This window comes from Micromonospora sp. CA-249363, from assembly GCF_050950185.1.
Taxonomy (GTDB): Bacteria; Actinomycetota; Actinomycetes; order Mycobacteriales; family Micromonosporaceae; genus Micromonospora.
Window position 1 is genome coordinate 1,870,665 of the sequence record NZ_CP192020.1, and the last position, 24,541, is coordinate 1,895,205.

At 71.9% G+C, this 24,541-nt stretch carries 26 protein-coding genes; 14 read left to right on the top strand and 12 right to left on the bottom strand.

Features of this window, described 5'->3' with window-relative positions; genetic code table 11:
* Positions 1-20: 20 nt before the first annotated feature.
* Positions 21-1,349 (bottom strand): ABC transporter substrate-binding protein, encoded by a 1,329-nt coding sequence (locus ACQPZK_RS08640; RefSeq protein WP_433537772.1) that lies wholly within the window; start codon positions 1,347-1,349, stop codon positions 21-23.
* Positions 1,350-1,631: 282 nt separating this feature from the next.
* On the opposite strand from ACQPZK_RS08640, the gene ACQPZK_RS08645 reads away from it, so the two are divergent.
* Together ACQPZK_RS08645 and ACQPZK_RS08650 are read left to right on the top strand one after the other, a co-directional pair.
* Entirely contained in the window at positions 1,632-3,620 is a 1,989-nt protein-coding gene (locus ACQPZK_RS08645; protein WP_433537773.1) for a beta-galactosidase, read from the top strand.
* Between the two features lie 37 nt (positions 3,621-3,657).
* Complete coding sequence (locus ACQPZK_RS08650) at positions 3,658-4,434, top strand: DeoR/GlpR family DNA-binding transcription regulator (RefSeq protein ID WP_433537774.1); 777 nt, start codon at positions 3,658-3,660, stop codon at positions 4,432-4,434.
* Between the two features lie 110 nt (positions 4,435-4,544).
* Here the strand turns inward: ACQPZK_RS08650 and ACQPZK_RS08655 are convergent, their stop codons facing one another.
* Together ACQPZK_RS08655 and ACQPZK_RS08660 are read right to left on the bottom strand one after the other, a co-directional pair.
* Complete coding sequence (locus ACQPZK_RS08655) at positions 4,545-4,877, bottom strand: hypothetical protein (RefSeq protein ID WP_433537775.1); 333 nt, start codon at positions 4,875-4,877, stop codon at positions 4,545-4,547.
* Positions 4,874-5,122, bottom strand: coding sequence for a DivIVA domain-containing protein (locus ACQPZK_RS08660; protein WP_433537776.1), 249 nt, complete (start codon positions 5,120-5,122; stop codon positions 4,874-4,876). The genes ACQPZK_RS08655 and ACQPZK_RS08660 overlap by 4 nt, the downstream gene beginning before the upstream one ends.
* Before the next feature lie 336 nt (positions 5,123-5,458).
* Between ACQPZK_RS08660 and ACQPZK_RS08665 the strand changes: the two genes are divergently transcribed.
* The 4 genes from ACQPZK_RS08665 to ACQPZK_RS08680 all read left to right on the top strand — a co-directional run bounded on the left by ACQPZK_RS08665 (position 5,459) and on the right by ACQPZK_RS08680 (position 8,859).
* Positions 5,459-6,328, top strand: a complete 870-nt coding sequence (locus ACQPZK_RS08665; protein ID WP_433537777.1) for a helix-turn-helix domain-containing protein — start codon at positions 5,459-5,461, stop codon at positions 6,326-6,328.
* Positions 6,325-6,546 carry a DUF397 domain-containing protein gene (locus tag ACQPZK_RS08670; RefSeq protein ID WP_433537778.1) on the top strand — a complete coding sequence of 74 codons (222 nt, stop codon included), beginning with the start codon at positions 6,325-6,327 and terminating at the stop codon, positions 6,544-6,546. The genes ACQPZK_RS08665 and ACQPZK_RS08670 overlap by 4 nt, the downstream gene beginning before the upstream one ends.
* Positions 6,547-6,665: 119 nt before the next feature.
* On the top strand, positions 6,666-7,697 hold the full coding sequence (locus ACQPZK_RS08675; RefSeq protein ID WP_433537779.1) for a HEAT repeat domain-containing protein: 1,032 nt from the start codon (positions 6,666-6,668) through the stop codon (positions 7,695-7,697).
* A 193-nt stretch (positions 7,698-7,890) separates the two neighbouring features.
* A complete protein-coding gene (locus ACQPZK_RS08680; RefSeq protein ID WP_433537780.1) occupies positions 7,891-8,859 on the top strand; it encodes a sporulation protein in 969 nt (322 codons plus the stop codon).
* A 66-nt stretch (positions 8,860-8,925) separates the two neighbouring features.
* Here the strand turns inward: ACQPZK_RS08680 and ACQPZK_RS08685 are convergent, their stop codons facing one another.
* On the bottom strand, positions 8,926-9,210 hold the full coding sequence (locus ACQPZK_RS08685) for a hypothetical protein (protein ID WP_425731982.1): 285 nt from the start codon (positions 9,208-9,210) through the stop codon (positions 8,926-8,928).
* Between the two features lie 377 nt (positions 9,211-9,587).
* Between ACQPZK_RS08685 and ACQPZK_RS08690 the strand changes: the two genes are divergently transcribed.
* Positions 9,588-10,013, top strand: a complete 426-nt coding sequence (locus ACQPZK_RS08690; RefSeq protein ID WP_433537781.1) for a hypothetical protein — start codon at positions 9,588-9,590, stop codon at positions 10,011-10,013.
* Positions 10,014-10,073: 60 nt separating this feature from the next.
* Here ACQPZK_RS08690 and ACQPZK_RS08695 read toward each other — a convergent pair whose 3' ends face one another.
* A complete protein-coding gene (locus ACQPZK_RS08695; RefSeq protein ID WP_433539151.1) occupies positions 10,074-12,293 on the bottom strand; it encodes a HelD family protein in 2,220 nt (739 codons plus the stop codon).
* 259 nt (positions 12,294-12,552) lie between these two features.
* A complete protein-coding gene (locus ACQPZK_RS08700) occupies positions 12,553-13,677 on the bottom strand; it encodes a LolA family protein (RefSeq protein ID WP_433537782.1) in 1,125 nt (374 codons plus the stop codon).
* Between the two features lie 97 nt (positions 13,678-13,774).
* On the opposite strand from ACQPZK_RS08700, the gene ACQPZK_RS08705 reads away from it, so the two are divergent.
* Both ACQPZK_RS08705 and ACQPZK_RS08710 read left to right on the top strand, forming a co-directional pair.
* The gene (locus ACQPZK_RS08705; RefSeq protein WP_433537783.1) at positions 13,775-14,431 is read left to right on the top strand and encodes a response regulator transcription factor; all 657 of its coding nucleotides are present in this window, start codon (positions 13,775-13,777) and stop codon (positions 14,429-14,431) included.
* 71 nt (positions 14,432-14,502) lie between these two features.
* Positions 14,503-15,861 (top strand): sensor histidine kinase, encoded by a 1,359-nt coding sequence (locus ACQPZK_RS08710; protein ID WP_433539152.1) that lies wholly within the window; start codon positions 14,503-14,505, stop codon positions 15,859-15,861.
* Positions 15,862-15,873: 12 nt separating this feature from the next.
* Here ACQPZK_RS08710 and ACQPZK_RS08715 read toward each other — a convergent pair whose 3' ends face one another.
* Together ACQPZK_RS08715 and ACQPZK_RS08720 are read right to left on the bottom strand one after the other, a co-directional pair.
* Positions 15,874-17,553 (bottom strand): tetratricopeptide repeat protein, encoded by a 1,680-nt coding sequence (locus tag ACQPZK_RS08715; protein WP_433537784.1) that lies wholly within the window; start codon positions 17,551-17,553, stop codon positions 15,874-15,876.
* A 57-nt stretch (positions 17,554-17,610) separates the two neighbouring features.
* Positions 17,611-18,072 (bottom strand): MarR family winged helix-turn-helix transcriptional regulator, encoded by a 462-nt coding sequence (locus ACQPZK_RS08720; RefSeq protein WP_433539153.1) that lies wholly within the window; start codon positions 18,070-18,072, stop codon positions 17,611-17,613.
* 49 nt (positions 18,073-18,121) lie between these two features.
* On the opposite strand from ACQPZK_RS08720, the gene ACQPZK_RS08725 reads away from it, so the two are divergent.
* Both ACQPZK_RS08725 and ACQPZK_RS08730 read left to right on the top strand, forming a co-directional pair.
* Positions 18,122-18,643, top strand: a complete 522-nt coding sequence (locus tag ACQPZK_RS08725; RefSeq protein ID WP_433537785.1) for a VOC family protein — start codon at positions 18,122-18,124, stop codon at positions 18,641-18,643.
* A 24-nt stretch (positions 18,644-18,667) separates the two neighbouring features.
* Entirely contained in the window at positions 18,668-19,582 is a 915-nt protein-coding gene (locus tag ACQPZK_RS08730; protein ID WP_433537786.1) for a hypothetical protein, read from the top strand.
* A 181-nt stretch (positions 19,583-19,763) separates the two neighbouring features.
* On the opposite strand, the gene ACQPZK_RS08735 is transcribed toward ACQPZK_RS08730, so the two are convergent.
* Entirely contained in the window at positions 19,764-19,943 is a 180-nt protein-coding gene (locus ACQPZK_RS08735; RefSeq protein ID WP_433537787.1) for a DUF4236 domain-containing protein, read from the bottom strand.
* A 309-nt stretch (positions 19,944-20,252) separates the two neighbouring features.
* Here ACQPZK_RS08735 and ACQPZK_RS08740 point away from each other — a divergent pair, with 309 nt between their 5' ends.
* Both ACQPZK_RS08740 and ACQPZK_RS08745 read left to right on the top strand, forming a co-directional pair.
* A complete protein-coding gene (locus ACQPZK_RS08740; RefSeq protein ID WP_433537788.1) occupies positions 20,253-20,813 on the top strand; it encodes a flavin reductase family protein in 561 nt (186 codons plus the stop codon).
* A complete protein-coding gene (locus ACQPZK_RS08745) occupies positions 20,810-21,421 on the top strand; it encodes a malonic semialdehyde reductase (RefSeq protein WP_433537789.1) in 612 nt (203 codons plus the stop codon). The genes ACQPZK_RS08740 and ACQPZK_RS08745 overlap by 4 nt, the downstream gene beginning before the upstream one ends.
* Before the next feature lie 4 nt (positions 21,422-21,425).
* On the opposite strand, the gene ACQPZK_RS08750 is transcribed toward ACQPZK_RS08745, so the two are convergent.
* Positions 21,426-21,881, bottom strand: coding sequence for an RrF2 family transcriptional regulator (locus tag ACQPZK_RS08750; RefSeq protein WP_425731967.1), 456 nt, complete (start codon positions 21,879-21,881; stop codon positions 21,426-21,428).
* Positions 21,882-21,888: 7 nt separating this feature from the next.
* A complete protein-coding gene (locus ACQPZK_RS08755) occupies positions 21,889-22,863 on the bottom strand; it encodes a helix-turn-helix transcriptional regulator (protein ID WP_433537790.1) in 975 nt (324 codons plus the stop codon).
* Positions 22,864-23,054: 191 nt separating this feature from the next.
* Here ACQPZK_RS08755 and ACQPZK_RS08760 point away from each other — a divergent pair, with 191 nt between their 5' ends.
* Positions 23,055-23,831 carry a glucose 1-dehydrogenase gene (locus ACQPZK_RS08760; protein ID WP_433537791.1) on the top strand — a complete coding sequence of 259 codons (777 nt, stop codon included), beginning with the start codon at positions 23,055-23,057 and terminating at the stop codon, positions 23,829-23,831.
* Positions 23,832-23,927: 96 nt separating this feature from the next.
* Here the strand turns inward: ACQPZK_RS08760 and ACQPZK_RS08765 are convergent, their stop codons facing one another.
* On the bottom strand, positions 23,928-24,359 hold the full coding sequence (locus ACQPZK_RS08765; RefSeq protein ID WP_007457244.1) for an SsgA family sporulation/cell division regulator: 432 nt from the start codon (positions 24,357-24,359) through the stop codon (positions 23,928-23,930).
* Positions 24,360-24,541: the final 182 nt, after the last annotated feature.

Genomic DNA, 24,541 nt, shown 5'->3' on the forward strand with positions numbered 1-24,541 from the left:
ATGTCCTCCCCCTTCCGCCGTCAGTCAGTGAAGATCGACTTCTTCTGGTTCTCGATGGACGAGGTCAGCCCGCCGATGTCCTTCGGGTTCTTGATGAACTGTTGGATCGCCGGGATCATCACCGTCGAGGCGAAGTCCGGCCGGGTGTCCCGGTCGAGGAACTGGGCGATCTCGGTGGCCGAGCCGACCAGTTCGGCGGCCTTCTTCTGGAGCGCGGTGTAACCGCCGACGTCCGCGCCGCTGTTGGCGACGAGGACGGCCGGGTCGTTCTTGAGGTTGATGTCCGCGGCGGCCTTGCCCCCGAAATGCTCCAGTAGCTTGCGGGCGTTGTCCTCGTTCTTGGGCTTGCGGGCCATCATGTAGCCGTCGATCGGGGCGTCCAGGGCCTTCGCGCCGATGGCGGGGTCGATCTCGGGGAAGGTGAAGAAGTCGAGGTCGTCCTGCTCGTCGTTGCTGAACTGCTGGCCGACGAAGAGGCCGAGCAGGTACATGCCGCTCTTCTTCTGTTGCAGCGACTGCGCGGCCTCCTGCCAGGTGCGGCCGAGGCTGTCCGGCTGGTGCAGGGGAAGCAGGCCGGCCCAGGTGTCGAAGACCTTCTTGACCTTGTCGGAGGTCCACGCCTCCTTGCCGGCCATCAGGTCGACGTGGAACTGGTAGCCGTTGATCCGCAGGTTGAGGATGTCGAACGTCCCCATCGCCGGCCAGCCGTCCTTGTCGGCGAAGGCGATGGGGGTGAGGCCGTCCTTCTTCATCTGCGCGCCGAGCGTGGTGAACTGGTCCAGGGTGGTGGGCACCTGGTAGCCGTACTGCTTCCAGACCGACTTGCGGTAGAAGACCGCCCACGGGTAGTACGTCGCCGGCACGAAGTACTGCTTGCCGTCGTCGCCGGTGGACGCCTTCTTGAACGCGTCGGAGTAACCGGAGAGCTTGCCCCACACGTCGCTGATGTCGCCGGCCAGACCCTTGGCGGCGAAGAAGCGCATCCGGTAGCCGGCGAACCAGGTGAAGACGTCGTCGGGCTTGCCCTGCAGGTAGTTGTTGATGTTCTCCTGGAACGTGTTGTGGTCGACCGTGTTGGTCGCGACCTGCACCCCGGACGAGGTCTTGAACGCGTCGGTGATCTTGGCGAGGACGTCCTTGGGCTTCGGGTCGGACTGATTCGATCCGAGCGTGACGTCCTTACTGGACCCACCGGAGCCGGAGTCGTCGCCGCAGCCGGCGAGCAGACCGGTGCTGAGCAGCGCGCCCGTGCCGGCCGCGCCGGCCAGCAGTGACCGCCGGTTGATGCCGGCGACGGAGGGCGGTACGAGCCGAGCCAGATATTCGGCTTGCGATCGGGGACGGGACATCTGTGCCTCCTGCGGATGAAGAGGTGCTACGCCCAAGGGGTCAGGTGTGGTGAGGAGCGGTCCGGCCTGGCACATACGCATCGTGATCCACCGAGAATCCACATTGGCGAACACGATCGGCCAGTTGGGGCCTCAAGCTACCCGTCCATAGGCCGCTGTCAAGAGGTACTTTCGCCTCTGATAACCCAGTCGTGATCTGGCTGTTACGAGGTAAACGTTGGAAGAGAAGTCGATGTTGGAACCTGTTGACTTCGTTGGATGGCGGGTGCACCCTCACCTGTCATGCGGCGATGGCAGGGCGACGGCATCTACTTCGGCGGCGACTACAACCCCGAGCAGTGGCCCGAACAGACCTGGTCGGAGGACGTCGAACTGATGCGACGGGCGGGGGTCAACCTGGTCTCCGTCGGCATCTTCTCCTGGGCGCTGCTGGAACCCCACCCCGGCCGGTTCGAGTTCGGCTGGCTGGACCGTGTGCTCGACCTCCTGCACGACGGGGGCATCCAGGTGGACCTGGCCACCGCCACCGCCAGTCCGCCGCCCTGGCTGTCCCGCGCGTACCCGGAGACGTTGCCCCGGCGGGCCGACGGCGCGATCCTCTGGCCGGGTGGGCGGCAGGCGTACTGCCCCAGCTCCCCAGTCTTCCGCGAGCGCTCCCTGGAGCTGGTGCGCGCGGTCGCCGGCCGGTACGCCGAGCACCCCGCCGTCGTCATGTGGCACATCTCCAACGAGCTGGGCTGCCACAACGTGCACTGCTACTGCGACGTCAGCGCCGAGGCGTTCCGCGGGTGGCTGCGCGAGCGCTACGGCGACCTGGACCGGCTCAACGACGCATGGGGCACCGCCTTCTGGAGCCAGCGTTACGGAGACTGGGCGGAAATCAACCCGCCGCGCACCGCCCCGACGTTCGCCAACCCCACGCAGCAGCTCGACTTCCTGCGCTTCTCCTCAGACGAGCAGCGAGCCCAGCTCCGCGCCGAACGCGAGGTGCTGACGACGCTGGTCCGCCAGCCGGTCACCACCAACTTCATGGTCGGCATGGCGAAGCACATGGACTACCACTCCTGGGCCGGCGACGTGGACCTCGTCTCCAACGACCACTACCTGACCGCCGCCGATCCGCAGGCCCACCTCGGGCTGGCGCTCGCCGCCGACCACACCCGCGGTGTCGCCGGCGGTGAACCCTGGCTGCTGATGGAGCACTCCACCAGCGCGGTCAACTGGCAGCCGCGCAACGTGGCGAAGCTCCCCGGCCAGCTCCGCCGCAACAGCCTGGCCCACGTCGCCCGGGGCGCCGACGGCGTGCTGTTCTTCCAGTGGCGGGCCTCCCGGGCCGGGGCCGAGAAGTTCCACTCCGCGCTGGTGCCGCACGCCGGCCCGGACACCAAGGTGTTCCGCGAGGTCTGCCAGCTCGGCGCGGACCTGAAGGCCCTCGCCGAGGTACGCGGTAGCCGGGTCGACGCCGACGTGGCGATCCTGTTCGACTTCGAGGCGTGGTGGGCGGTCGAGTTGGACTCCCACCCCAGCGTCGACGTCACGTACGCCGACCGCCTCAACGCCCTGTACGGCGCGCTGTGGCGGGCCGGCGTGACCGTCGACATCGTCCACCCGTCGGCCGACCTCGGCGGTTACCGACTGGTCCTGGCGCCCACCCTCTACCTCGTCCGCGACGCCAACGTCGAGGCGCTGCGCCGATTCGTGGAGACCGGTGGCACGGCGGCCATCACCTACTTCAGCGGCATCGTCGACGAGAACGACCACATCCGCCTCGGCGGTTACCCCGGCGCGTTCCGGGACCTGCTCGGCGTCCGCGCCGAGGAGTTCTTCCCCCTGCGCGAGGGCGAGCGCGTCGGCCTCGACGACGGCAGCGCCGCCGACGTGTGGACCGAGTGGCTGCACGCCGACGACGCCGAGGTGCTGGCGTCGTACACCGATGGGCCCTTGCCGGGCGTGCCCGCGCTGACGCGGCGGCCGGTCGGCGCGGGCGCCGCGTGGTACGTCGGCGCCCGGCTCGACGAGCCGGCCACCGACCGGCTGGTCGCCCGGCTGCTCGACGAGGCCGGCGTCCGACCGGCGGCGCAGGCGCCGACCGGGGTGGAGGTGGTACGACGGCGCGACGGCGAGCGAAGCTGGCTGTTCGCGATCAACCACACGTCGTCGGAGGTACGGGTCTCGGCGACCGGCGTCGAACTGTTGACCGGTGTGCCGTGCACGGATGAGCTGACCGTGCCGGCCGGCGAGGTGGCCGTGGTCCGCGAGGACCGGTCGTAGTGTGGTCGACGGCCACGGTGCGAAGGAGGTTCCCCAGATGCTGGCCCAGCAGCGGCAGAGCGCCATCCTCGACCTGATCCGCCAGCGCGGCGGGGTACGGGTGAGCCACTTGGTCAGCCGGTTCGGCGTGTCCGACATGACGATCCGGCGCGACCTGGAGGTGCTGGCCGAGCGCGGCCTGGTGGACAAGGTCCACGGTGGCGCGACGCTGGCCGGGCCCGGGTCGGCCGACGAGCCCGGCTTCGCCGCGAAGTCGATCCGCCAGCAGGCCGAGAAACGGGCCATCGCCGAGCGGGCGGCCACCATGGTGGAGCCGGGGATGGCCATCGCGCTGTCCGCCGGTACGACCACCGCCGCGCTGGCCACCCTGCTGTCCGACGTACACGGGCTGACCGTGGTGACCAACTCCATCCCGGTGGCCGACGCGCTCTACCAGAACCCGCGCGCCGACCAGACCGTCGTCCTCACCGGCGGCATCCGTACCCCGTCCGACGCGCTGACCGGCCCGGTCGCCGAGGCGGCGATCAGTGCGCTCAACGTCGACCTGCTCTTCCTGGGCGTGCACGGGCTCAGCCCGCGTACCGGCTTCACCACGCCGAACCTGCTGGAGGCCGGCGTCAACCGCTGCCTCATCGGGGCGGCCCGCCGGCTCGTGGTGCTCGCCGACCACACCAAGTGGGAGACGATCGGCATCGCCACGATCGCCCCGCTGGAGGCCGCCGACGTCCTCATCACCGACGTCGGAATGCCCGCCGAGGCCCGCACCACGATCGGCGAACAGGTCGGCGAGCTGGTCGTAGTAGACCCCGCCTGAACCCCGCCCCGCTGCGCCGATCTTGCAGTTTCGGTTGTCGGCTTGCGTGAGATGCACCTTATGTCGTGACAGAAAGTGCAAGATCGCGGAACGTGGACGGCGATGGGCCGTTAGGGGTCGTCGGCAGACAGGCAGGTGCCGACGTGGTCCGCCGGCCGCGCGCAGCGGCGGCGATCGGGCAAGATCCGGTCGCAGAAAACCCACTGTCGTACGTGCTGCGCGTCCTCGGCCGACACCGTGAGGCCGGCGACGTCGACCTCTGGCATCGAGGCCAGCGATCGGGCGAGTGTGCGGGCCAGATCCAGCGTGCCGGCCAGGTCGGGAACCGTTACCGGCAAGTGGATCACGTGTCGGGGCGGTGGGTCTGCCGAATCGGTCGGCTCGGTGAAGGCCAAAACGGCGGCCCGAGGCAGCGGTACGAAGATCCGGTCCGGCGGGATCACCACTGCCGCCTCTCGGGCCAGTCGACCTGCCGGGCACGCAGCGCACGCTTGACCCGCGCGTTCTCCTCGCTGAGCAGCGCCAGATCGTGGTGCAGCGTGGTCAGGTCGAGCGCGACGCGATGCAGGAACCGCCGCACCTCCCGGGGGTCGAGGCCCCGCCGGCCGAAGCCCACGGTGGCGAACTGATGGTCGCGTACGTGCCGCGGATGCAGCCGGCCGCCGTCGTGGAACGCGCCTCTCGTCATCGGTCACCTCTGTCGTCGTCGGTCGATGGGTGCGTCGGGGTCGCGAGAGCGCCCTTGTTCGTGGTACGTATTCGTCCAAGTCGGTTCGGAGCCGGGGTTCTGCGTATCCCGACGCTCTAGTTGAGACCCGACGAGAGCCGGTATGCGACTGCCACTCGCGAAGCCGCCTCTCGTCACCTTCTCGGCTGTTGGCACAGCCGCGGTTGCCGTGTTGGCACCGGGTATCCCCGGGGGCCGGCAATCACCCTCACCCGCAGGTCACGTTTCCAGTGGCCTCGGCATTGGTGCAACGACACCAACAAAGTTCGTCATGAGGGACATCAAGAGAGGGGACCCATGCCCGCCAGGCGTGAATCGTTCGTCCAGACATTGCGTGCTCAGTGGCTCGGCCAGCAGATGCGACAGTTGCGCGAGCAGCGTGGCATCACTCTCAAGCAGGCGGCCGAGTTTCTGGAGCGGGACTTCTCGTCCATCGCCCGCTGGGAGCGTGCCGAGTGGCCGTTTCGACGGGGAGTTGTCGAATCGCTCCTCGATCTCTACGGCGAGCACGACGGGCGAGAGCGCAACCGCTTCCTCCAGCTTGCCGAGGACGCCTGGAGGACCGACCGTTGGGACGACGACTACGACGAGTTGGTGGACGCCTCGTTCATTGACTTCCCCTGGTTGGAAACCAGAGCAGAGCGCATCTGCTCGTGGGATGCCTTTCTCATGCCGGGGCTCATGCAGACGGCGGCCTACGCGGAGGCGGTGATCCGTAACGCCGAGGGCGAGCAGGCATCGGATTTCTCGGTGCGCAAGTGGCTGCAATTGAGGGTCGACCGCCAGCGCGTGCTCACGCGCAATCCCGCCATCCACGTGGCGGCAGTCATCGACGAAAGCGTTCTTCGCCGCCCGGTCGGAAGCCCTGCCGTCATGCGCGGCCAACTACAACACCTCGCCGAGCTGATGCGGCGGCCGCACATCGACGTCCGCGTGCTGCCATCACGGGTCGGCCTGCACGCCGGGCTCGACGGCTCGTTCGTCCTCTTCCGGATGCCCAAGCCCTATCCCGAGGTGGCCTATGCCGAGACTTTGGGTGGGCGCCGGTTCATGGAATCTCCGAAGTCGAGACGTTACGCGCTTGCGTACCATCGCCTTCAGGATGTCGCGCTCGTTCGGCGCGAGGCGGCCGAGCTGATCGCGAAGATCACGGAGGAACTGCCATGAACGAAGCCCTGCCGGCCGTGGCGTGGCACATCAGCACTCGGAGCAACAGCAACGGCGGAAGCTGCGTCGAGGCGGGGCCTGTTCTGGACGGCTCCGGGCGGGTGGCGGTGCGTGACAGCAAGGACCGCGCGGCGGCGACCCTCGTTTACGGCAGCAGCGGCTGGACCGCCTTCGTCGATGGGGTCAAGGACGGCACTTTCCCGCGCACCGACCCGTGATCGACTCGCCTTCGCCGATGTCGGGGTGTCCCGGTCGGGTTGACACCCCCACTTCAGCGAAGTCGAGTCGATCAGAAGTCGCTGGCGGCATCCACGGGCCGGAGGGCACCATCCCGGGCGTGAAGGCGTACGAGGTGGCGGATCTGTTCGACCAGGCGGTGCAGCGGTTGCGGCGGACCGTCGAGGACGGCGACTCCGACGACGGGTCCGAGCTGCTCCGGCAGGCGGCCGCGTCGGGCGCGGTGGCCGTCCAGTTGGCCGTCGGGCGGCTCGCCGATCCGGACCCTGTCGTGCGTGCGGTGGCGTGTGACCTGCTCGGCTTCGCGAGCGAGGTGCACGGGGACGACCTGCGCGCGGAAGCAGCGACGGCGCTGATCTCGCTGGCCGCCACCGAGACCGATCCCGAGGTGCACTGGTCGGTCGCGCGCGCGTTGGGCGCCACCTGTGACCCTCGCGTCCTGCCGACCCTGATCGGCCTCGCGGGCAGCCCCGACAGCGACGTACGGTTCCAGGTCGCTGTCGCGGTGCCGATGGTGCTCGACGACCCGCCGGCCGAGGCCGGCGAGGCGGCGCTGGTCGACCTCTGCGCCGACCCCGACGCGCGGGTGCGGGAGTGGGCCACCTTCGGGCTCGGCTGGGTGAGCACCGCGGACGGGAACGCCGTCCGGGAGGCGCTGTGGGAGCGTACGCGCGACGTCGATCCGGAGGTACGCGCGGAGGGTGCCCGCGGACTGGCCCGGCGGCGGGACGCGCGGGCGCTTCCACTGGTACGCGAACTGCTCGCCCAGGACGAGGTCCACAACTTCACCATCAAGGCCGCCGCCTACCTCGGTGACCCGTCACTGCTGCCGCTGCTGGCCGGCTTCGATCCCGACGCCGCCCCCGTCGCCGAGGCCCTGCGCGAATGCGATCCGCTGCGACGTGACCGGCGGCACGACCTGGCGTGGCGGCTACTGCTCGCCGTGCACCGGCGTCGGCCCGACTGGGAGGTCACCCTCGCTGGCGAACGGTGCGACCTCGACCTCCAGCTCGACATCACCGATGGTGCCGACCGGTCGGGTTACTGGTGTGTCGACGGGTTGCTCCGCCGGGCCGGCGACGATCCCGAACGCGCAGCCGACCTGGCGGTCGCCGACCTGACCCCGGCGTGAGCTGGTCTCGACGCGAGATCGCCGACGTGGGGCCTTGCCGGGCGGCGGATACCGCCACCTCGGCGATGTGGAGTTGATCAAAGGGCCCGCGTCGGCGCGCTCACAGCCATCTCACAGGGGGTCTGGATAGGGTGCGCGGTGAGTCAACGTCCGACTCCATGGTGGAGCGGTCGGCTGTCGCACAGGAGTTCCGATGGTCTTCAAGAAGATGTTGAGCGCGTTCGGTGTGGGTGGTCCCAGCGTGGACACTGTGCTGGCCAACCCCAACACCCGGCCTGGCCTGACCCTCGACGGGCAGGTCAGAATCGTCGGCGGTGACAACCCGGCGGCCATCGAGCAGGTGGTGATCGGCCTGGTCACCCGCGTCGAGGTCGAGGGCCACGACACGGAGTACGCCGGCACCATGGAGTTCCACCGGATGGCCGTGAGCGGCGCGTTCCAGCTCGCGCCGAAGCAGGAGCTCTCGATCCCGTTCCAGCTCCCGGTGCCGTGGGAGACGCCGATCACCGACGTGTACGGCCAGCGCCTGCACGGCATGACGATGGGCCTGCGGACCGAGCTGTCGGTGGCCCGCGCGGTGGACAAGGGCGACCTGGACCACGTGGCGGTGCACCCGCTGCCGGTGCACGAGCGGATCCTGGAGGCGTTCCAGCGGCTCGGCTTCCGGTTCAAGAGCGCTGACCTGGAGCGCGGCCACATCCGGGGCGTGCAGCAGACGCTGCCGTTCTACCAGGAGATCGAGTTCTTCGCGTCCCCGCAGTACGCGAGGACGATCAACGAGGTCGAGCTGACCTTCGTGACCAGCCAGCGCGGCGTCGAGGTGATCCTGGAGTGCGACAAGCGCGGCGGCTTCCTCAGCGCCGGGCACGACGCGTTCGGCCGCTACCAGGTGTCGCACGCCGACGTCGACCGGGTCGACTGGGCGCAGGTCGTCGACGGTTGGCTGCGCGAGACGACGTCCCGCTACGGCAGCCTGCGGTCCCAGTACGGCCATGGTCACGGCTACGGGCCGGGTCACGGCCACGGTCACGGCCGGGGCGGTATGGGTGTGGGCGGCATGGTCGCCGGCGCGGCGCTCGGCGTCGCCGGCGGCATGATCGCCGGTGAGATGATCGAGGACGCCTTCGAGGGTGACTTCGGCGACTTCGGCGGCGACGAGTAACACCTCCACGTACGACGGTGGCCTCCGGGAGAACTCTCCCGGAGGCCACCGTGCGCTGTCACCCGGTCAGTGCCGGGCCTTGCGCTCCGCACCGCTGCGGAAGTTGCTGCCGGCCTTGGCCAGGCCGCGGCTACCGAGGTAGCCCAGCGTCAGCAGGGTGATCAGGAACCAGGCGTTGTCGGCCCGGAAGATGTCCACCCCGGCCGAGTTCCGACCGACGACCTGCGACGCGCCCAGTACGGCGGCCACCGCGATCAGGTAGATCCAGAACTCGGTGGTCTTGAACGCCTGCTTGGTCTCCGTACCGGGAGCCTGCATGTCGTTCCGATGCCCGTCGTGCATGACCGGCATCTGCTGCGTGTCCCGCATCATGGCGGGGTTCTGCGGGTCGTTCATGGGCCGGTTCATCGGCCTGGTGGAAGCAGCCTGCGTGCTCATCTGGTCCTCCTCAGGATGCGATGAGTCGTACCTGCCTTCCCTCGCCCCGCTACCGCGTTTCGGCCACGGCACGGTTCGCTTGCACGGCGGGGACGCCCCCCGACTACCCGAGGCCCGGGAGCAGGTAACACCCCCACCTCGGAAAATGGATCGACGAGGCGTGGCCGTGCCCGGATCACGACCGGACGGCGGGGGTGTCCGTTTCCGGGTTGTCGCGCGGGCGCTCCGGGTTTGGCCGACGGGTGGCCGGGCACGCAGTCGGTTCCACCAGCTTCTGCGAGGTGATGGACGTGCGTGAGGACGACATGCGGCAGGAGGCCGCCCGCCGGGCCGAGAACCAGATCGTCGGCGGCGTGTACGGCGAGGGCGCCCTCGACGAGGTGACGGTGCCTCCCACCGACATCGAGAGTCAGATCCAACGAGAGGACCCGCTCGACCCGGCGCACGAGCGGGTCGACCCGCGGGTGCTGCACGACGGCGGCCCGGTCGGCGGGCAGGGTGCGGTGACGACCACCGGTGGCACCGCCGGGCCGGCGAGCGTTCGTCGGGTGGCCCGCCAGCCGGAGCGACACCCCGGCAAGGTGGCGCCGACGACCACCGGCGACGCCACCACCGGGGGCATGAGCACCCCGACGGGCGGCGATACCAGCGACCAGTCCACGTCCGCGATCGGACCGGCAAAGTCCATCCGGGACCGTTCGACCGACCGGCGCTGAGTCCACCCGCGCCCCCGCCGACCGGTCGGTCGGCGGGGGCGCGTCGCGTCGGAGGGCCGGTCAGCGGCAGGGGCGCAGGATGCCCAGGCGCTGGGTGGCCCGGGTGAGCGCCACGTACAGGTCGCTGCGCCCGCGCGGCGACTCGGCCACCATCCGGTCCGGGTCGACCACCAGCACCGAGTCGAACTCCAACCCCTTGGCCTGCGCGACGGTCAGCACCACCACGCGGCTCTCCAGCTCCGGGTTCTCGCCCACCGTGGCCTCGGGCAGCGCGGCGGTCAGCGCCGCGCCGAGCGCGTCGACCCGGCTGGCCGGCACGATGACGCCGACCCGGCCCTCGGTGAGCCCGGCGGCCTCGCGGGCCACCGCCGACACCAGCTCGGCGGGTAGCTGCTCATCGGGCACCGCCCGGTCCCACGGGGGTACGCCGCTCTCCCGCACCGAGCGCGGTGGCCGCAGCGCGGGATCGATCTCGGTGAGCACCTCGGCGGCGACCGCCATGATCTCGGCCGGCGTGCGGTAGCTGACCGTCAGCTCGGTCAGTCGCCACCGCTGCGCCACGTACGGGGCGAGGGCATCGGCCCAGGAAGGCGTGCCGGCGAGCGCGCCGGTCTGCGCCACGTCCCCGACGATGGTCATCGAGCGGCTCGGGCAGCGGCGCATCAGCAGCCGCCACGCCATCGGCGACAACTCCTGCGCCTCGTCCACGATGACGTGGCCGAAGGCCCACGTACGGTCGGCGGCGGCGCGCTGCGCGGTGGTCAGCCGGTCGGCCTCCTCCTGCCGTTCCAGCAGGCGGTCCGCGTCGATGAGGTCGGTCACGCCGAGGATCTCACCACCCTCGGCCTCGTCCTCCACGTCGATCGAGCGGGAGCCACGGGCGATCTCCAGCACACCCTCGGCGTACTCCCGCTCCATGAGGCGGATGCGCTCGCGCCGGGCGGCGGCGGCCCGCTCGTCCTCACCGAGCAGCTCGGCCGCCTCGTCCAGCAGCGGCACGTCGGCGGGCGTCCAGCCGCCCGGCTCGCGGCGCAACAGCGCCCGCTCGTCGTCGGTGAGCATCGGCGCGGCGGCGGCGATCCGGTCCGGGTCCGCGTACAGGTCCGCGAGCAGGCGCTGCGGGGTGAGCACCGGCCACAACCGGTCGAGTACGGCCTGGATCTCCGTCTCCTCGCGCAGCTCCCGACGGATCTCGGCGCGGTCGGCCTCGTCGAGCAGGTTGTCGCCGCCCAGCGGGTCGGCGCCGATCCGTTCGGCCACCTGGTCGGCGAGCGCGTGCACGATCTCCACGTCGAACAGTGCCCGGGCCAGGTTGTGCGGACGGTCGGTGCGGCGTACCCGGTCCCGCGCGGCGCGCACGGTCTCCGGGTCGAGGGTGAGCACCTCGCGCTCGATCTCGATCTCCAGCGGCTCGTCCGGCACCCACTGCCGGTCCCGCACGGCGAGGGCCAGCACCTCGGCGAGCACGGCGCGGCCCTTGAGCGCCGCGGCCTGGGCCGGCTCGGCGCGCTGGGCGCTCACCCCAGGGAACAGATCACCCTGGGTACGCAGCAGCACGCCCGTCTCGGCCAGGGTGGGCAGCACCTGGGAGATGTAGCGCAGGAACGTCGCGTTCGGCCCGACGAGCAGCACGCCTCGGCTGGACAGCTCCCGCCGGTGTGTGTAGAGCAGATACGCCGCTCGGTGCAGCGCGACGGCGGTCTTGCCGGTGCCGGGGCCACCCTGGACCACCAGCACGCCGGGCAGGTCGGCGCGGATGATCTGGTCCTGCTCGGCCTGGATGGTCTCCACGATGTCGCGCATCCGGCCCGTACGGCCGGCGTTGAGCGCGGCCAGCAGGGACGCCTCACCGGTCAGCTCCTCGTGCCCGCCGGGGGAGGCGCTGTCGATGTCGAGGACCTCGTCGTTGAGCCCGGTCACCTTGCGCTGGCGGGTGCGCAGGTGCCGGCGGCGACGTACGCCCTGCGGGTTGGCGGCGGTGGCGAGGTAGAACGGCCGCGCGGCCGGGGCACGCCAGTCCATCAGCAGCGGGTCGTAGTCGCCACTGGTGTCGAAGATCCCGATCCGGCCGATGTAGCGGCGGGAGTCGTCGTCGCCGTCGAGCCGCCCGAAGCAGAGGCCATTTTCCACGGCGGAGAACTGCTCGACCTGGTCGGCGTACATGGCCACGGAGCTGTCCCGCTGGGAGCGGTCCTGGAGGGTGCCGCCGGTGTTGCGCAGCTCGGCGGTGAGTCGGTGGGCGGCCTGCTCACGCAACCCGTCCAGGCGGCCGTAGAGCATCGAGACGTACTCCTGCTCGCGGCCGATCTCGTCGTCGACCGGCAATTCACCGGTACCGCCGGAGTGCCTTGACAAGCCGTCTCCCTAAACGTTAGAATCCAATGCTAGAACGGCATTTAAATGCCGTTCTTTTTTGTGCCCTCGAATTGTCGAAGATAGCGCGGCCGGCCCGCTGTCACCAAGCCGACCGGGCCGATCCAGGTCACACAGGTACGCCGGGCCGACCCATCTGGTCGACCCGGCGTACGCACGTGCGGAGTTAGCCGCGAGCCACCTGGTAGAGCCGCTGTGGCGTGACCGCCCCGGCGAGCACCCGCCCGTCGTCGGTGAGCAGCACGCTGAACAGCTTGCCGGTCAGCAGCCGCCCGCTGCCCCAGTCGCCGCTGACCGTCGGCAGGCCACCGAGCAGCTTCGACATGTCGGCGTCCGGAGCGGCGGCGGCGGCCGGCTTCTGGCCCGGAGCGGCGGCCGGCTTCTGGGCCGAGGCGGCGTCGAGGCGTGCGACCAGGACCGTGGTCCAGCCGTCGCCGACCGTCCGCACCTGGGGGTCCCGGCCCGGTGCGACGTGACCCGGCTTGCCGGCGTCCGGCCGTTCGGTGGTCTCCTCGGTGACGGTCACGCCGGGAGGCGGGTTGAAGGAGAACTGGTCGGCGTCGGGACGGCGGTAGTCGATCTGGGTGAAGGCCATCTCGAAGGCCGGCTGGTCGCTGCCCCGGGCGAGCACCTCGAAGCGCAGCGGCACGTGCTGCTTCGCGTCGATCGCGATCCGGAGCTGGTGCACCAGCGAGTCACGGTCACGTGGCGCGAGCACCAGCTCGTAGGCGTCCCGACCGGCGACGGTGGCCGAGCGGCCGACGCTGACCTCGGTGCTCGGATCGATCGCGCCCAACGCCAGGTCGGCGGCCTCGCGGGGAGTGGCCGGCAGGCTCGGCGTCGCCTCGGGCTTCGCGGCGCCCTTCGAGTCGCCCAGGGCGCGGTGGCGGGCGGTGTTGCCGCGGCTCTCCCAGGTCCACACGTCCCGACCGTCGCGGATGATGTCCCGCTGGCCGAGGGTGTCGACCAGCGCGACGCGCTGACGGTCCGGCCCGGAGTACCAGACCCGGAGGGTGTGTGTGCCGGTCAGCAGGGTCGTCAGGTCGTTGCCGGGGACCAGCCCGACGAGCGGCGGGAGGCCGAGGTCGGCCCGCTGCACGACCGTCCCGGACAACCCCTCCAGGGAGGACGTCTGGAGGTCCACCAGAAGCTGGGCGGCGGTACGCGGCGGCAGGCTCGGCTCGGCCTCGGCGGCGAACGTGCCGACGGCGGCGCCTCCACCGATGACGGCGACGCCGGCGGCCACCGGAACCAGCCACCGCAGGACGGGACGGCTTCTCAGGATCGACATGGTGCACACCTCCTGCCTGACATCCTGCCCGTTCGGCGCTGTGAGGGCGCTGAGGACGCCGAACCGCGGGCTGTGACCCGGGTGGCACCCTTGAGTGGTGCGGTTGTTGGTGGTGGAGGACGAGTCCCGGCTGGCGGCTGCCCTGCAACGTGGCCTGCAGGCGGAGGGTTTCGTGGTCGACGTGGCGGCGACCGGCCCCGCCGGCCTGGACGCGGCACGCCACGGCGGGTACGACGCGATGATCCTCGACGTCATGCTGCCCGGGCTCTCCGGCTACGAGGTGGTGCGTCGGCTGCGGGCCGAGCAGCACTGGCTGCCGGTGCTGATGCTGTCGGCCAAGGACGGCGAGTACGACCAGGCCGACGGCCTGGACTGCGGCGCGGACGACTACCTGACCAAGCCCTTCTCGTACGTGGTGCTGCTGGCCCGCCTGCGGGCGCTGCTGCGCCGGGGGACGCCGGAACGTCCCACCGTGCTCGCGGTCGGCGACCTGCGGCTCGATCCGGCCCGTCGGCGGGTGACCCGGGCCGACGCCGAGGTGACGTTGACCGGGCGCGAGTACGCCCTGCTGGACTATCTGATGCGCCGACCCGGCCAGGTGATCTCCAAGATCGAGCTGCTGGACCACGTGTGGGACGCCAGCCTGGAGACGGCGCCCAACGTGGTCGAGGTGTACGTCGGCTACCTGCGGCGCAAGCTCGGCCGGGATCGACTGGAGACCATCCGGGGCGCCGGTTACCGGCTGGCGACGTGACATCCACCGACCCGCCGCGGGGCTGGTCGCCCCGCCGGGGCCTGCACGGCCTGGGCCTGCGGGGCCGCCTCCTGGCGCTCGGCGTGTTCGGGCTCACCGTCGGTCTCGCCCTCGGCGGGGTGGTGCTGCTCGGCGCGCTCCGCTTCGTGCTCCAGCGCAACGTGGACACCGAGGCGTTCCGGACCGCCGACGCGGTCGCCCTGCTCGCCGCCGAGGACGCGCTGCCCGACCCGCTGCCGGTGGCCGGCGGGCAGGTTCGGGTCCAGGTGATCGATGCGCAGGGGCGGGTCCGGGCCGCCTCGATCGACGCGGACCGGCTCGTCCCGATGGCCCGCCCCGAGTGGCTGCACGCCGGCCAGCGTCAACGCCTGGACGTTCCCGCCGAGCGGGTCGGGCTCCGCGGGCCGGTCCGGGTGGTCGCCGTACCCGCCGGCACGGCGGCCGAGCCGCTCACCGTGCTGGTCGCGCGCTCGATGGCCGACGTACGGCAGAGCACGCACGTGGTGCGGACCATCCTGCTGGTGGCGTTCCCGCTGCTGGTGGTGGTCCTGGCCGGGGTGGCGTGGCGGGTGGTGGGCGCGACGTTGCGTCCCGTGGAGGCGCTGCGCCGGGGCGCCGAGGAGATCACCGGTCGGGCCGGCGCCGGCCGACTTCCGGTGCCCGCCTCCGCCGACGAGATCCACCGGCTGGCGGTGACCCTCAACGGCATGCTGGACCGGCTGGAGTCGGCCCGGGCCCGGCAGCGGGCCTTCGTCTCCGATGCCGCGCACGAGCTGCGGAGCCCGTTGGCCAACATCCGTACCGAGTTGGAGGTGGCCCAGCGGCTTGCCGACCGGACGGACTGGACGGCGGTGACGGCCAACCTGCTCGCCGACACCGAGCGGTTGAGCCGGCTGGTCGACGACCTGCTGCTGCTGGCCCGCCTGGACGAGATGCCGGCGGCGCGGGGCACCGGCCCGGTCGACCTGGCGGCGCTGGTGACCGAGGTCGCCGCCCGGTATCCGTCGCCGCCGGTACGCGTGGCGTCGTCGCCGGGGCCGCTGTGGACGGCCGGGAACGAGGCCGAGCTGCGGCGGGTGCTGGCCAACCTCGTCGACAACGCGGTCCGGCACGCGCGGGGCAGCGTCGTCCTCGCGGCCGAGCCGCACGAGAGCGCGTACCACCTGGTGACGGTGACCGACGACGGCCCGGGGATTCCGGCGGCCGACCGGGGCCGCGTCTTCGACCGGTTCACGAGGTTGGACGACGGTCGGGGCCGCGACCACGGCGGCGCGGGCCTCGGCCTCGCCATCGTGTGGGAGCTGGTCCGCCGCGCCGGCGGTGCCATCACCCTCGCCGACGGCGACGGCGGGCACGGCCTGCGGGTACGCCTGCTGCTCCCGGCGACGCCGACCGGGTCCGAGCCGCCACCGGCGGTTGCCCGACCGTGAACGCGGCGGACGTCAGCGGCGGCGGGTGCAGACCTGGTTGGCGCTCGCGACGGTGTCGGTGGACCACACGACGGCGACGGTGAAGCAGTAGTCGTTGGCGCGGTTCAGCGCGTACACGATGTAGCTGTCGGTGCCGGCGGGCAGCGTGGCGATGGCGGTCTTCTCCTGCCCGGCGCGGCCGGCGGAGACGACGACCGGGCCCTCGCCGCCGGCCGGGTACGTCCAGCCCAGGGCGATGTTGTCCCGGTTGTCGCGCAGCGACACCGCGCCGGGAGGGGTGCCCGGCGCGGCAACCGGTGGGGCGGCGCCGGCGGCGGGGGAGGAGGCCGTGTCGCTCGGACCGACGGTCGGGGGCGGCGCCGACTTGGGGTCGTCCCCGTCGCCGACGCGCGCCACTCCGGCGATCACCGCCGCCGTGCCCAGCAGCACCACGACCACGCCGGCCACCAGCACCGGCACCAGCCTGTTGCGGGCCGGCGTCGGCGCCCGGTGCACGGGCACCGGCAGCAGCCGCGACGGCGTGTACGGCGTCAGCGGCGCGGACGGTCGATCCGGTTCGGACGACGCGCCGGGGCGGTACAGCCGGTACACACCGGACGACTCTTCGGTGCCGCCCGTGAACCCGGCCACCGACGGGGGCACCGGCGCGGTGGTGGGGTGCGGGACGGGGTCGTCCGCCGGGTCCGGCGGCCAGCGGAAGTCCGGTTCGTCGGCCGGCGGCCAGCGGACGTCCGACGACCCCTCCGCTTCGTCGGCCGGTGGCCAGCGGAAGTCGGGGGAGCCGTCCGGCTCGTCGGCCGGCACCCGGGGATTCGGCACGGGGCCGCCGCTGGCGGTTCCAGCGCCGGCCGGGCCTTCGTCGGTACGGCCGGCGGGACCCGTCTCCGGGTCCGCGGGGGCCGGCGGGTGGTAGGCGGCCTGGAGCGGCGGGTCGGACGGCGGCGGGGTGCGTGCGGCCGGCACCACCGGCGCGTCCCGGACGGCGGACGGGTCGTCGGCGCAGACGTGATCGGGGTTGGCCGCTGCCCGAGCCAGGGCCGCCACCTGGAGGGCCAGCGGATCGTCGGCGCTCAGATGCTGCCGGCACAGCTCGCGGGCCAGCGCGAGGTTGTCGTGCGCCTCGGCGAACTGCCCGCAGTCGCGCTGCATCGAGCCGAGCCGGGCCAACATCTTGATGCCGCTGGGGTGGCCGTCGCCGTACACCTCGCGGTGCAGCTCCCAGGCGTCCTGGAGACGGTCGCGGGCCACCGTGCACTGGCCCCGGGCGTACTCGACGGTGGCGAGGTCGGCGTGTGCGGCCAGCACCCGCAGCGACTCGGGACCGTCCTGCGCGGTCAGCTCGATGATCACGTCCTGGTACAGCCGCGCGGCCCGGGAGTGACTGCCCACCCGGTGCAGCACGGCGGCCAGGGTCGCGGCGGCGGCCACCGTGCGGGGGTCGGAGCGGCCGTGCAGCCGGGTCGTGGCCGCGTACGCGAAGGCGGCCCAGCCACGGGCGGAGTGCGGCTCGCCGAGGGCGACGAGCACCCGCGCCTGGAGGCTGGCCGCCTCCGCCAACTCCGGTGTGGCGTTGGCCGGGCGGGGGTCGGCGTCGGTGAGCGCGTCGGACAGCAGCCGTTGCGCACCGGCGATGTCGCCAGCGGACACGAGGTGGTGCGCCTGGTCAGTCAACTCGTCGAAGCCGGAGGACACGCCCCATCGTGCTCATCCGACGACGGTAAGTACAAGACCCGCGCCGGTGTCGATCGGTCAGGATCTGCTCAGGTGCTCGGCCAACGTCTCGCTGATCCGGCGTAACTGGTCGACCTGGGCGGGGCTCAAGGCGTCGAACAGGTGCCGGCGTACCCCCTCGACGTGGCCGGGCGCGGCGGCGGCGAGGGTGGCGAAACCGTCGTCGGTGAGCACGGCGATCTGCCCGCGCCGGTCGGTGGGGCAGTCCTCGCGGCGCACCCAGCCGGCCTCCTCCAGGCGGGCCACCGCGTGCGAGAGCCGGCTGCGCGACGACCCGGCGGCCTCGGCCAGCTCGCTCATCCGCAGTTGCCGACCGGGCGCCTCGGAGAGTCGCACCAGGATCTCGTAGTACGCGTGCGGCATGCCGGCATCGCGTTGCAGCTCACGGTCGAGCGTGTCCATCAGCGCTCGGGAGGAGGCGAGGAACGCCCGCCAGGTGCGCTGCTCGTCGGGGTCAAGCCAGCGGGTCATGACGACCATCATACTCTCGATAGTTGAACGCTCAACAAATTGGCGCTAGTGTGGGGTCATGGGTATTCACCGGCTCAACCACGCGGTTCTCTACGTCAGTGATCTCGCCCGCAGCGTCGCCTTCTACCGGGACGTGCTGGGCTTCACCCCGGTCCCGATGACCCCGGACGGTTTCCGGGGCGCGACCTTCCTCCAGGCCCCCGACTCCACCAACGACCACGACCTCGGCCTGTTCGAGATCGGAGCGGCCGCCGGGCGCTCGACCGCCGGCCGGGCCACCGTCGGGCTCTACCACCTGGCGTGGGAGGTCGACACCCTCGACGAGCTGGCCGTCACCGCCGAACGGCTCGCCGCCGCCGGGGCGCTGGTGGGCACGTCCGACCACGGCACGACCAAGAGCCTCTACGGGCAGGACCCGGACGGCCTGGAGTTCGAGGTGGTGTGGTTGGTCCCGGCCGACCTGCTCGACGACGCCACGGTGGCCGCCCGCAAGCGCATCGGCCGGCTCGACCTGGACGCCGAGCGGCAGCGGTACGGCGGCCAGACGCGCGGCGGCGTGGGGATCTCCGTACCGGCCTGAGCGGCCATGGGGTAGAACGGACCGGTGCCAACGAACCGGACCGCCGACGTCCTCCGCGAACTGCTGGTCCGCCACGTGGCGACCTGGCTGCCCGCCGCCCTGCACCGCTCCCGCCGCGTGACCGTCGCGCTGGCCTGGGCCGGCGCCGACGGCGGCGGCGCGGATGCGGCGCTGCGGGCGGTCGCCGGTCACGCCGCGCAGATACGCGGCCGGCAGGTGACGGTCCTGGTCCTGGCGGACGAGGTCACCGACCTGCCGGCCCGGCTCGGGCCGGTCGAGGCGGAGTTGCCTCCCGAGGTGACGGTGCACGTGCTGCCCGGTGGTCCCGCCCGACTGCCGGTGGCGCTGAAGGCGGCCTCCGCGGCCGGGGCGCCGCTGTTCTGCTTCCTCGACCTGTCCGGGCCGGCGCACGCCGAGGTGCTGCGCGCCTGCGCCAACGGCCGCAACGGCGAAGTGCTGCTGCACGCCGCCACCAGCGCCCGCCCGGCTCTCGCCCTCGCCGGTTTCCCGCTGGTCGCCGAGGTGGCGCCGGTGCTGGAGGCGGACGGGGGAGTGAACGCTCCAGCCGACGCGCCGGCCGGCGTGATCGCGTTCGGGAGCCGGTCGGACCGGAGCCTGGAGGCGGTGCGGGACGCGCTCTGGACGGTCGGCGCGGACTTCGGTGTGCGCTACCGCGACCCCGCCGAACCGGCGGGCGCACCCGTGAAGGTGGCCGGAGAGCCGGACCTGGAACCGCTGGCCCGCGAGCTGCTGGCCGAGCTGCGCCGGGGTGGGCCGCGCCCGGTCACCGAGCTGCGCCGACACACCCTCACCGCGACCGTCTACCGCGCCGCTGACGCCAACCAGGCCCTAGCAACCCTGCTGAACGAGAACAAGGCAACAAGGGAACGCGAGTCCGGCCGCCTAGCCGGCGACGAGCTCATAACCCCCACGCCCTGAGCACAGCCCCCTTCTCCGCGATCTTGCACTTTCTGTGGCGACGCAAGGGGTGTTCCCGTGCAAAACGTCAACCGAAAGTGCAAGATCGACGCGCGATGGGGGCGCGGGGCGCGGGGCACAGGGGCGCGGACGCCGAGCGGGGCGCCGGTGAATCACCGGCGCCCCGCTCGACTCCCGGTCGTTACGACCGGGCCTTGTCCTGCTTCCAGGACAGCGGTCCCGGCAGGTCGACGCGGTGTGCCTTGGCCTTCGAGTTCCAGGACCAGCGGCCGATCTTGATGCTCCACGAGGAGAACCCGTTCTCGGTGAAGTTCAGGATCAGCGGACCGATCTTCTTGCGCTTGCGAAACATGAGGCCCATCGGAGCACTCCCCTCATCAACCGTTCCCTGCCGTCTTGGCATCGAACATTCCCGGACTGACGAATTCCGAAACCCCCTCGCCGTCCCCGGTGGACGGTGTGCCGCCACGACACGGAAATTCCTATCCACCAGATAGGTGTTGCGCTGCGGTAAACGCTGCTACAGGTGCTCCGTAACATCGTCAGCGATAGAAGTCTCACCTTCTGGAAGACCGTTGACCGGCCGCTCGCGCCGTCGGCAGCATGGGTTCATGTTGCCGCGGGACGAGAATTTCCTCATCGCTCACGCCGCGCCGGCCCTGGTGTCGGTGTGACCACCGTGGAGCGTCCGACGACGGACGCGACCGAGCTGCGACCGGTGGACCGGGACCTGTTCCGTGCGCTGCTGCGCCGGCAGGCAACCAGCGTCACCGTGGTCACCGCGGTGGCCCGGTCCACCAACCCGGGCCGGCTGGGCCGGATCGGGCAACCGATCCGGGCCGGATTCACCGCCACCTCGTTCACGTCCGTCTCACTCGATCCGCCGCTCGTCTCGTTCTGCCTCGGCACGGCGTCGTCGAGCTGGCCGGTGCTGGCCCGTGCCGAGCACGTCGCGGTCCACCTGCTGGCCGCCGGGCAGCGGGAGGCGGCCGCGGTCTTCGCCACCAGCGGCATCGACCGGTTCGCCGCCTACCCGGACTGGACGGCCGGTCCGTTCGGGGTGCCACTGCTGACCGGAGTGCTGGCCCGACTGCTCTGCCGGGTGGTGCACCGCGTCCCGGCCGGCGACCACACCCTGGTGATCGCCGAACCGCTCGCCCTGAGCGACGGCGGCGACGGTTCACCGCTGGTCCATCACCGGGGTGGCTACACCACCCCGGCCTGGCCGTGAGCGCGCCCGTCGCGGCCGACCTGCTCGCGTTGGACCGTGCCGCCCAGGACCTGCTGTTCCGGGCGGCCCGCACCGCCAACACGTTCACCGACGAGCCGGTCACCGACGTCCAGGTGGCCGCGATCCACGACCTGATCCGGTATGGGCCGACCGCGTACAACGGTCAGCCGCTGCGGGTGCTGCTGCTGCGCTCGCCGGAGGCTCGGGCCCGGCTGCTGCCGTACGTGTCGTCGAGCAATCGCGCGAAGACGGCCGGCGCGCCGCTGGCGGCGGTGCTCGCCGCCGACGTGGACTTCCACGAGCGGTTGCCCGAGCTGTACCCGCACCGACCGCAGGCCCGGGAGTGGCTCGGCGATCGGACGGCCCGCGCGGAGCAGGCCCGGTTCAGCGCCACCCTCCAGATCGGCTACCTGCTGGTGGGGATACGCGCGGCGGGGCTGGCCGCCGGCCCGATGGCCGGGTTCGACGCCGCCGGGGTGACCCGCGAGTTCTTTCCCGACGGCCGGCACGAGGCACTGCTGCTGGTGAACGTCGGCCACCCCGGCCCGGACGCCTGGCAGGACCGGCTGCCCCGGCTCACCACGGAGGACGTGGTGCGCACCCTGTGAGGCGTCAGCGCGGCTCCCACGCGTCGGGCAGCGCGGTGAGCTTGCGGACGTGCGCGGGCAGCCGACCACTGATTATCTCGGCGAGGCTCACCTCGTCGACCACCCGCCGCACAGCGGCCCGTACCGCCACCCACAGGCCGGGCAGGTTCTCCGCCGAGCCCTCGTAGCGGGTCTCCTCGGGGCGCAGGCCCCGTACGCCCGCGAGCGGGCCCTCGACCGCGCGCAGCACCGCGCCGACGGTCACCTCGCGAGGCGGACGGGCCAGGGTGTAACCGCCCTCGGCGCCACGCTGGGCGCGGACGATGCCGGCGCGGCGCAGATCCGCGAGGACCGCCTCCAGGAACTTGCGGGGCATGTCCTGCTCCGCCGCGATGGCCTGGGTGGACAGCAGCGAGGGGTACGCGGTCGCGAGGCTCAGCGCCGCCCGTACCGCGTAGTCGCCGCGCGCGGAGATCTGCACCCCGTCATCATGCCCGCCCACTCGGGATGCCCGGACCACCGGGCCGGCCCGAGTTGCGGGGTTCGACGGGTGAGCCGGAGCGGAACCGTCCGCCGTTGGCGGCCGTCGGCTCGACCGACGGTCGGGGGCGGACGATCCGGCCACCGGCCGGCTGGTCGCGGGCGGCCCGGAACGCGCCGGGGCTGACCCCGATCTCGCGGGTGAAGAACCGGCCGAAGTTGGTCGGCTCGGAGAAGCCGAGCCGCCGGCCGATCTGCGCGATCGGCTCGTCGCTCGCCGCGAGCAGCCGGGCGGCCTGCAACGCCACCCGCTCGTCGATGACCTGCTTGGCGCTGCGGCCGGTGACGGCCAGGCAGGCCCGGGTCAGCGTACGCACCGAGCAGCCGAGCGCGGCGGCGTAGTCCTCGACTCGCCGGGACACCTGGTAGCCGTGCTCCACCTCCCGGGTGAACCGCTGGAACGTCTCGGCCTCGTTGCGCTGCGCGGCCGGGTTCGCGTCGGGCAGCGCCAACCGCAGCAACAGCACGGCGAGTTGGTGACGCAGCAGCATGCGGCCGGCCGGGCCGTCGCCGTGCCGTTGGCAGTCCACCGCCAACTGGCTCACCTCGTTGATCACGGCGTCCTCGTCCTCGCCGGCCAACTGCCGCCAGGTCGGGGCCGCGTCCTCGTCGACGGCCAGACCGTGCAGCGCGTCGGTGGTCCAGCCGACCACCGTGGCGTCGAACTGGGGGCCGGCGCAGCGCAGCACCTGACCGGCGCGGACCCGCAGCAGCGTGCCGGGTCGGCACGGCAGGAGGTGGAAATCCAGCTCGGCGTCGCCGTGGCCGCGGGTGGTGAGGATCAGCAGCTCCCGTTCGACGAACACCGGCCGACGCCAGCCGGGGTCACCGGCCAGGTCGGCAAGCGCGAACGTGGAGATCTCGTCGGGTACGGGTGATGCCGTTCCGATCGATGGCGCGGGGGAGGGATCGGTGGAGACCATCGCCTGCGACGGTAGCCCGAACCGCAGGTCACCGCATCCCGACCGTCGTACGCCACGACGTCGAGGCTTGTCGGGGTCCCCACGGCCGGGCTACGTTACCCGGCGGTAGCGCCGTCCGGTCCCGGTCCGCCCGGCGCCCCGTCGGCCGCTCGCCGGCCCGGCGGACCACGCCGACTCGCGATGGGATTCACATGACGGAGCTGTTCTCGGTCGAAGGCAAGACGGTCCTGGTCACCGGCGGGTCCCGGGGAATCGGGCTGATGATCGCCCAGGGCTTCGTGCGCGCCGGCGCCCGCGTGATCATCTCGTCCCGGAAGGCGGACGTCTGCGAGCAGGTCGCTGCCGAACTGTCCGCCGAGGGCCGGTGCGAGGCCATCCCCGCCGACCTGAGCGCGGACGACGGCGCGCAGGCCCTCGCCGCCGCCGTGCGCGAGCGCGTCGACCGCCTCGACGTGCTCGTCAACAACGCGGGCGCCACCTGGGGCGCGCCTCTGGAGAGCTACCCGGAGGCCGCGTTCGACAAGCTCTGGGCGGTCAACGTCAAGGCCGTCTTCCGGCTCACCACCGCGCTGCTGCCGGCGCTGCGCGCCGCCGCCAGCGCCGACGACCCGGCCCGCGTCATCAACATCGGGTCCATCGACGGCATCCGGGTGCCGTTCATGGAGGTGTACGCGTACTCGGCCACCAAGGCCGCCGTGCACATGCTCACCCGCAGCCTCGCCCACCAGCTCGCCGACGAGCAGATCACCGTCAACGCGATCGCGCCCGGCCCGTTCGAGAGCAAGATGATGGCGTTCGCGCTCGACGACCCGGCCAGCCGCTCCGCCATCGAGCAGCAGGTGCCGCTGGGTCGCATCGGCCGCCCCGAGGACATGGCCGGCACCGCCATCTACCTGTCGTCGCGGGCCGGCGCGTACCTGACCGGCGCGGTCATCCCCGTCGACGGCGGCATCACCACGCACGGCTGAGCACCGCCCGGCCCGGGTCGGGCTGTGGTCGTACCCCCTGGATGTGCCGGGGCCGCGCGGACTCGGCAGATCCGCGCGGCCCCGCTGTTGCTTTTTTCAGCGGCCGGCGAGCAGCCGGTTCACCGCAGTGTCGACGTCCAGGTGCTCGGCCTCGCGGCCGCGCGGGACGACGACGTACGTCCGTCGAAGGAATCGCACCAGGACGCTGCGCGGCACCTCGAAGAGGGCGTTGCCGTCCGGTGACGAGAGGGCCAGCGCGACGAAGTCGCCGCGCGGTGTGGCCCAGGGCCAGACCCGCACGTCCCCGATGCCGGCCGGTTCGTCCAGGCCGGTGACCAGCAGCTCGCGGGCGAACGACCAGCTCACCGCCTCGCCGCCGGCCGATTCGGCGTGGAACAGGACATGGACCGCATACGGGTCAGCAGGGTCGTAACGCAGACTGGCACGCACCGGCAAGGCGGTGGCGTCAGGCGCGACGAGCCTTAGCGACGTCTCGACCTCTACGGTCGTCGGTCGGATGACACTCATGAACGTTCTCCCCCCGGCACCGCTGCGGAACGCGCGTGTCCCGCTTTTCCCATACTCAGGTGCTACTCCTGGCTACGCTCCGCCATACGCTGACTTCACCCAGTGGTGGGAAGGGGGACGGAAGCGCCTCGTGAATGTGAACATTCATGTAGGATTTCCGGTTCTGCCCAGTGCGTGATGCC

Bases quoted from the DNA above. Each gene is read 5' to 3' on its own strand.
- ACQPZK_RS08640 (WP_433537772.1), bottom strand. From the start codon at position 1,349: ATGTCCCGTCCCCGATCGCAAGCCGAATATCTGGCTCGGCTCGTACCG.
- ACQPZK_RS08645 (WP_433537773.1), top strand. From the start codon at position 1,632: ATGCGGCGATGGCAGGGCGACGGCATCTACTTCGGCGGCGACTACAAC.
- ACQPZK_RS08650 (WP_433537774.1), top strand. From the start codon at position 3,658: ATGCTGGCCCAGCAGCGGCAGAGCGCCATCCTCGACCTGATCCGCCAG.
- ACQPZK_RS08660 (WP_433537776.1), bottom strand. From the start codon at position 5,122: ATGACGAGAGGCGCGTTCCACGACGGCGGCCGGCTGCATCCGCGGCAC.
- ACQPZK_RS08665 (WP_433537777.1), top strand. From the start codon at position 5,459: ATGCCCGCCAGGCGTGAATCGTTCGTCCAGACATTGCGTGCTCAGTGG.
- ACQPZK_RS08670 (WP_433537778.1), top strand. From the start codon at position 6,325: ATGAACGAAGCCCTGCCGGCCGTGGCGTGGCACATCAGCACTCGGAGC.
- ACQPZK_RS08680 (WP_433537780.1), top strand. From the start codon at position 7,891: ATGGTCTTCAAGAAGATGTTGAGCGCGTTCGGTGTGGGTGGTCCCAGC.
- ACQPZK_RS08685 (WP_425731982.1), bottom strand. From the start codon at position 9,210: ATGCCGGTCATGCACGACGGGCATCGGAACGACATGCAGGCTCCCGGT.
- ACQPZK_RS08695 (WP_433539151.1), bottom strand. From the start codon at position 12,293: ATGCTCTACGGCCGCCTGGACGGGTTGCGTGAGCAGGCCGCCCACCGA.
- ACQPZK_RS08700 (WP_433537782.1), bottom strand. From the start codon at position 13,677: ATGTCGATCCTGAGAAGCCGTCCCGTCCTGCGGTGGCTGGTTCCGGTG.
- ACQPZK_RS08720 (WP_433539153.1), bottom strand. From the start codon at position 18,072: ATGGTCGTCATGACCCGCTGGCTTGACCCCGACGAGCAGCGCACCTGG.
- ACQPZK_RS08725 (WP_433537785.1), top strand. From the start codon at position 18,122: ATGGGTATTCACCGGCTCAACCACGCGGTTCTCTACGTCAGTGATCTC.
- ACQPZK_RS08735 (WP_433537787.1), bottom strand. From the start codon at position 19,943: ATGGGCCTCATGTTTCGCAAGCGCAAGAAGATCGGTCCGCTGATCCTG.
- ACQPZK_RS08755 (WP_433537790.1), bottom strand. From the start codon at position 22,863: ATGGTCTCCACCGATCCCTCCCCCGCGCCATCGATCGGAACGGCATCA.
- ACQPZK_RS08760 (WP_433537791.1), top strand. From the start codon at position 23,055: ATGACGGAGCTGTTCTCGGTCGAAGGCAAGACGGTCCTGGTCACCGGC.
- ACQPZK_RS08765 (WP_007457244.1), bottom strand. From the start codon at position 24,359: ATGAGTGTCATCCGACCGACGACCGTAGAGGTCGAGACGTCGCTAAGG.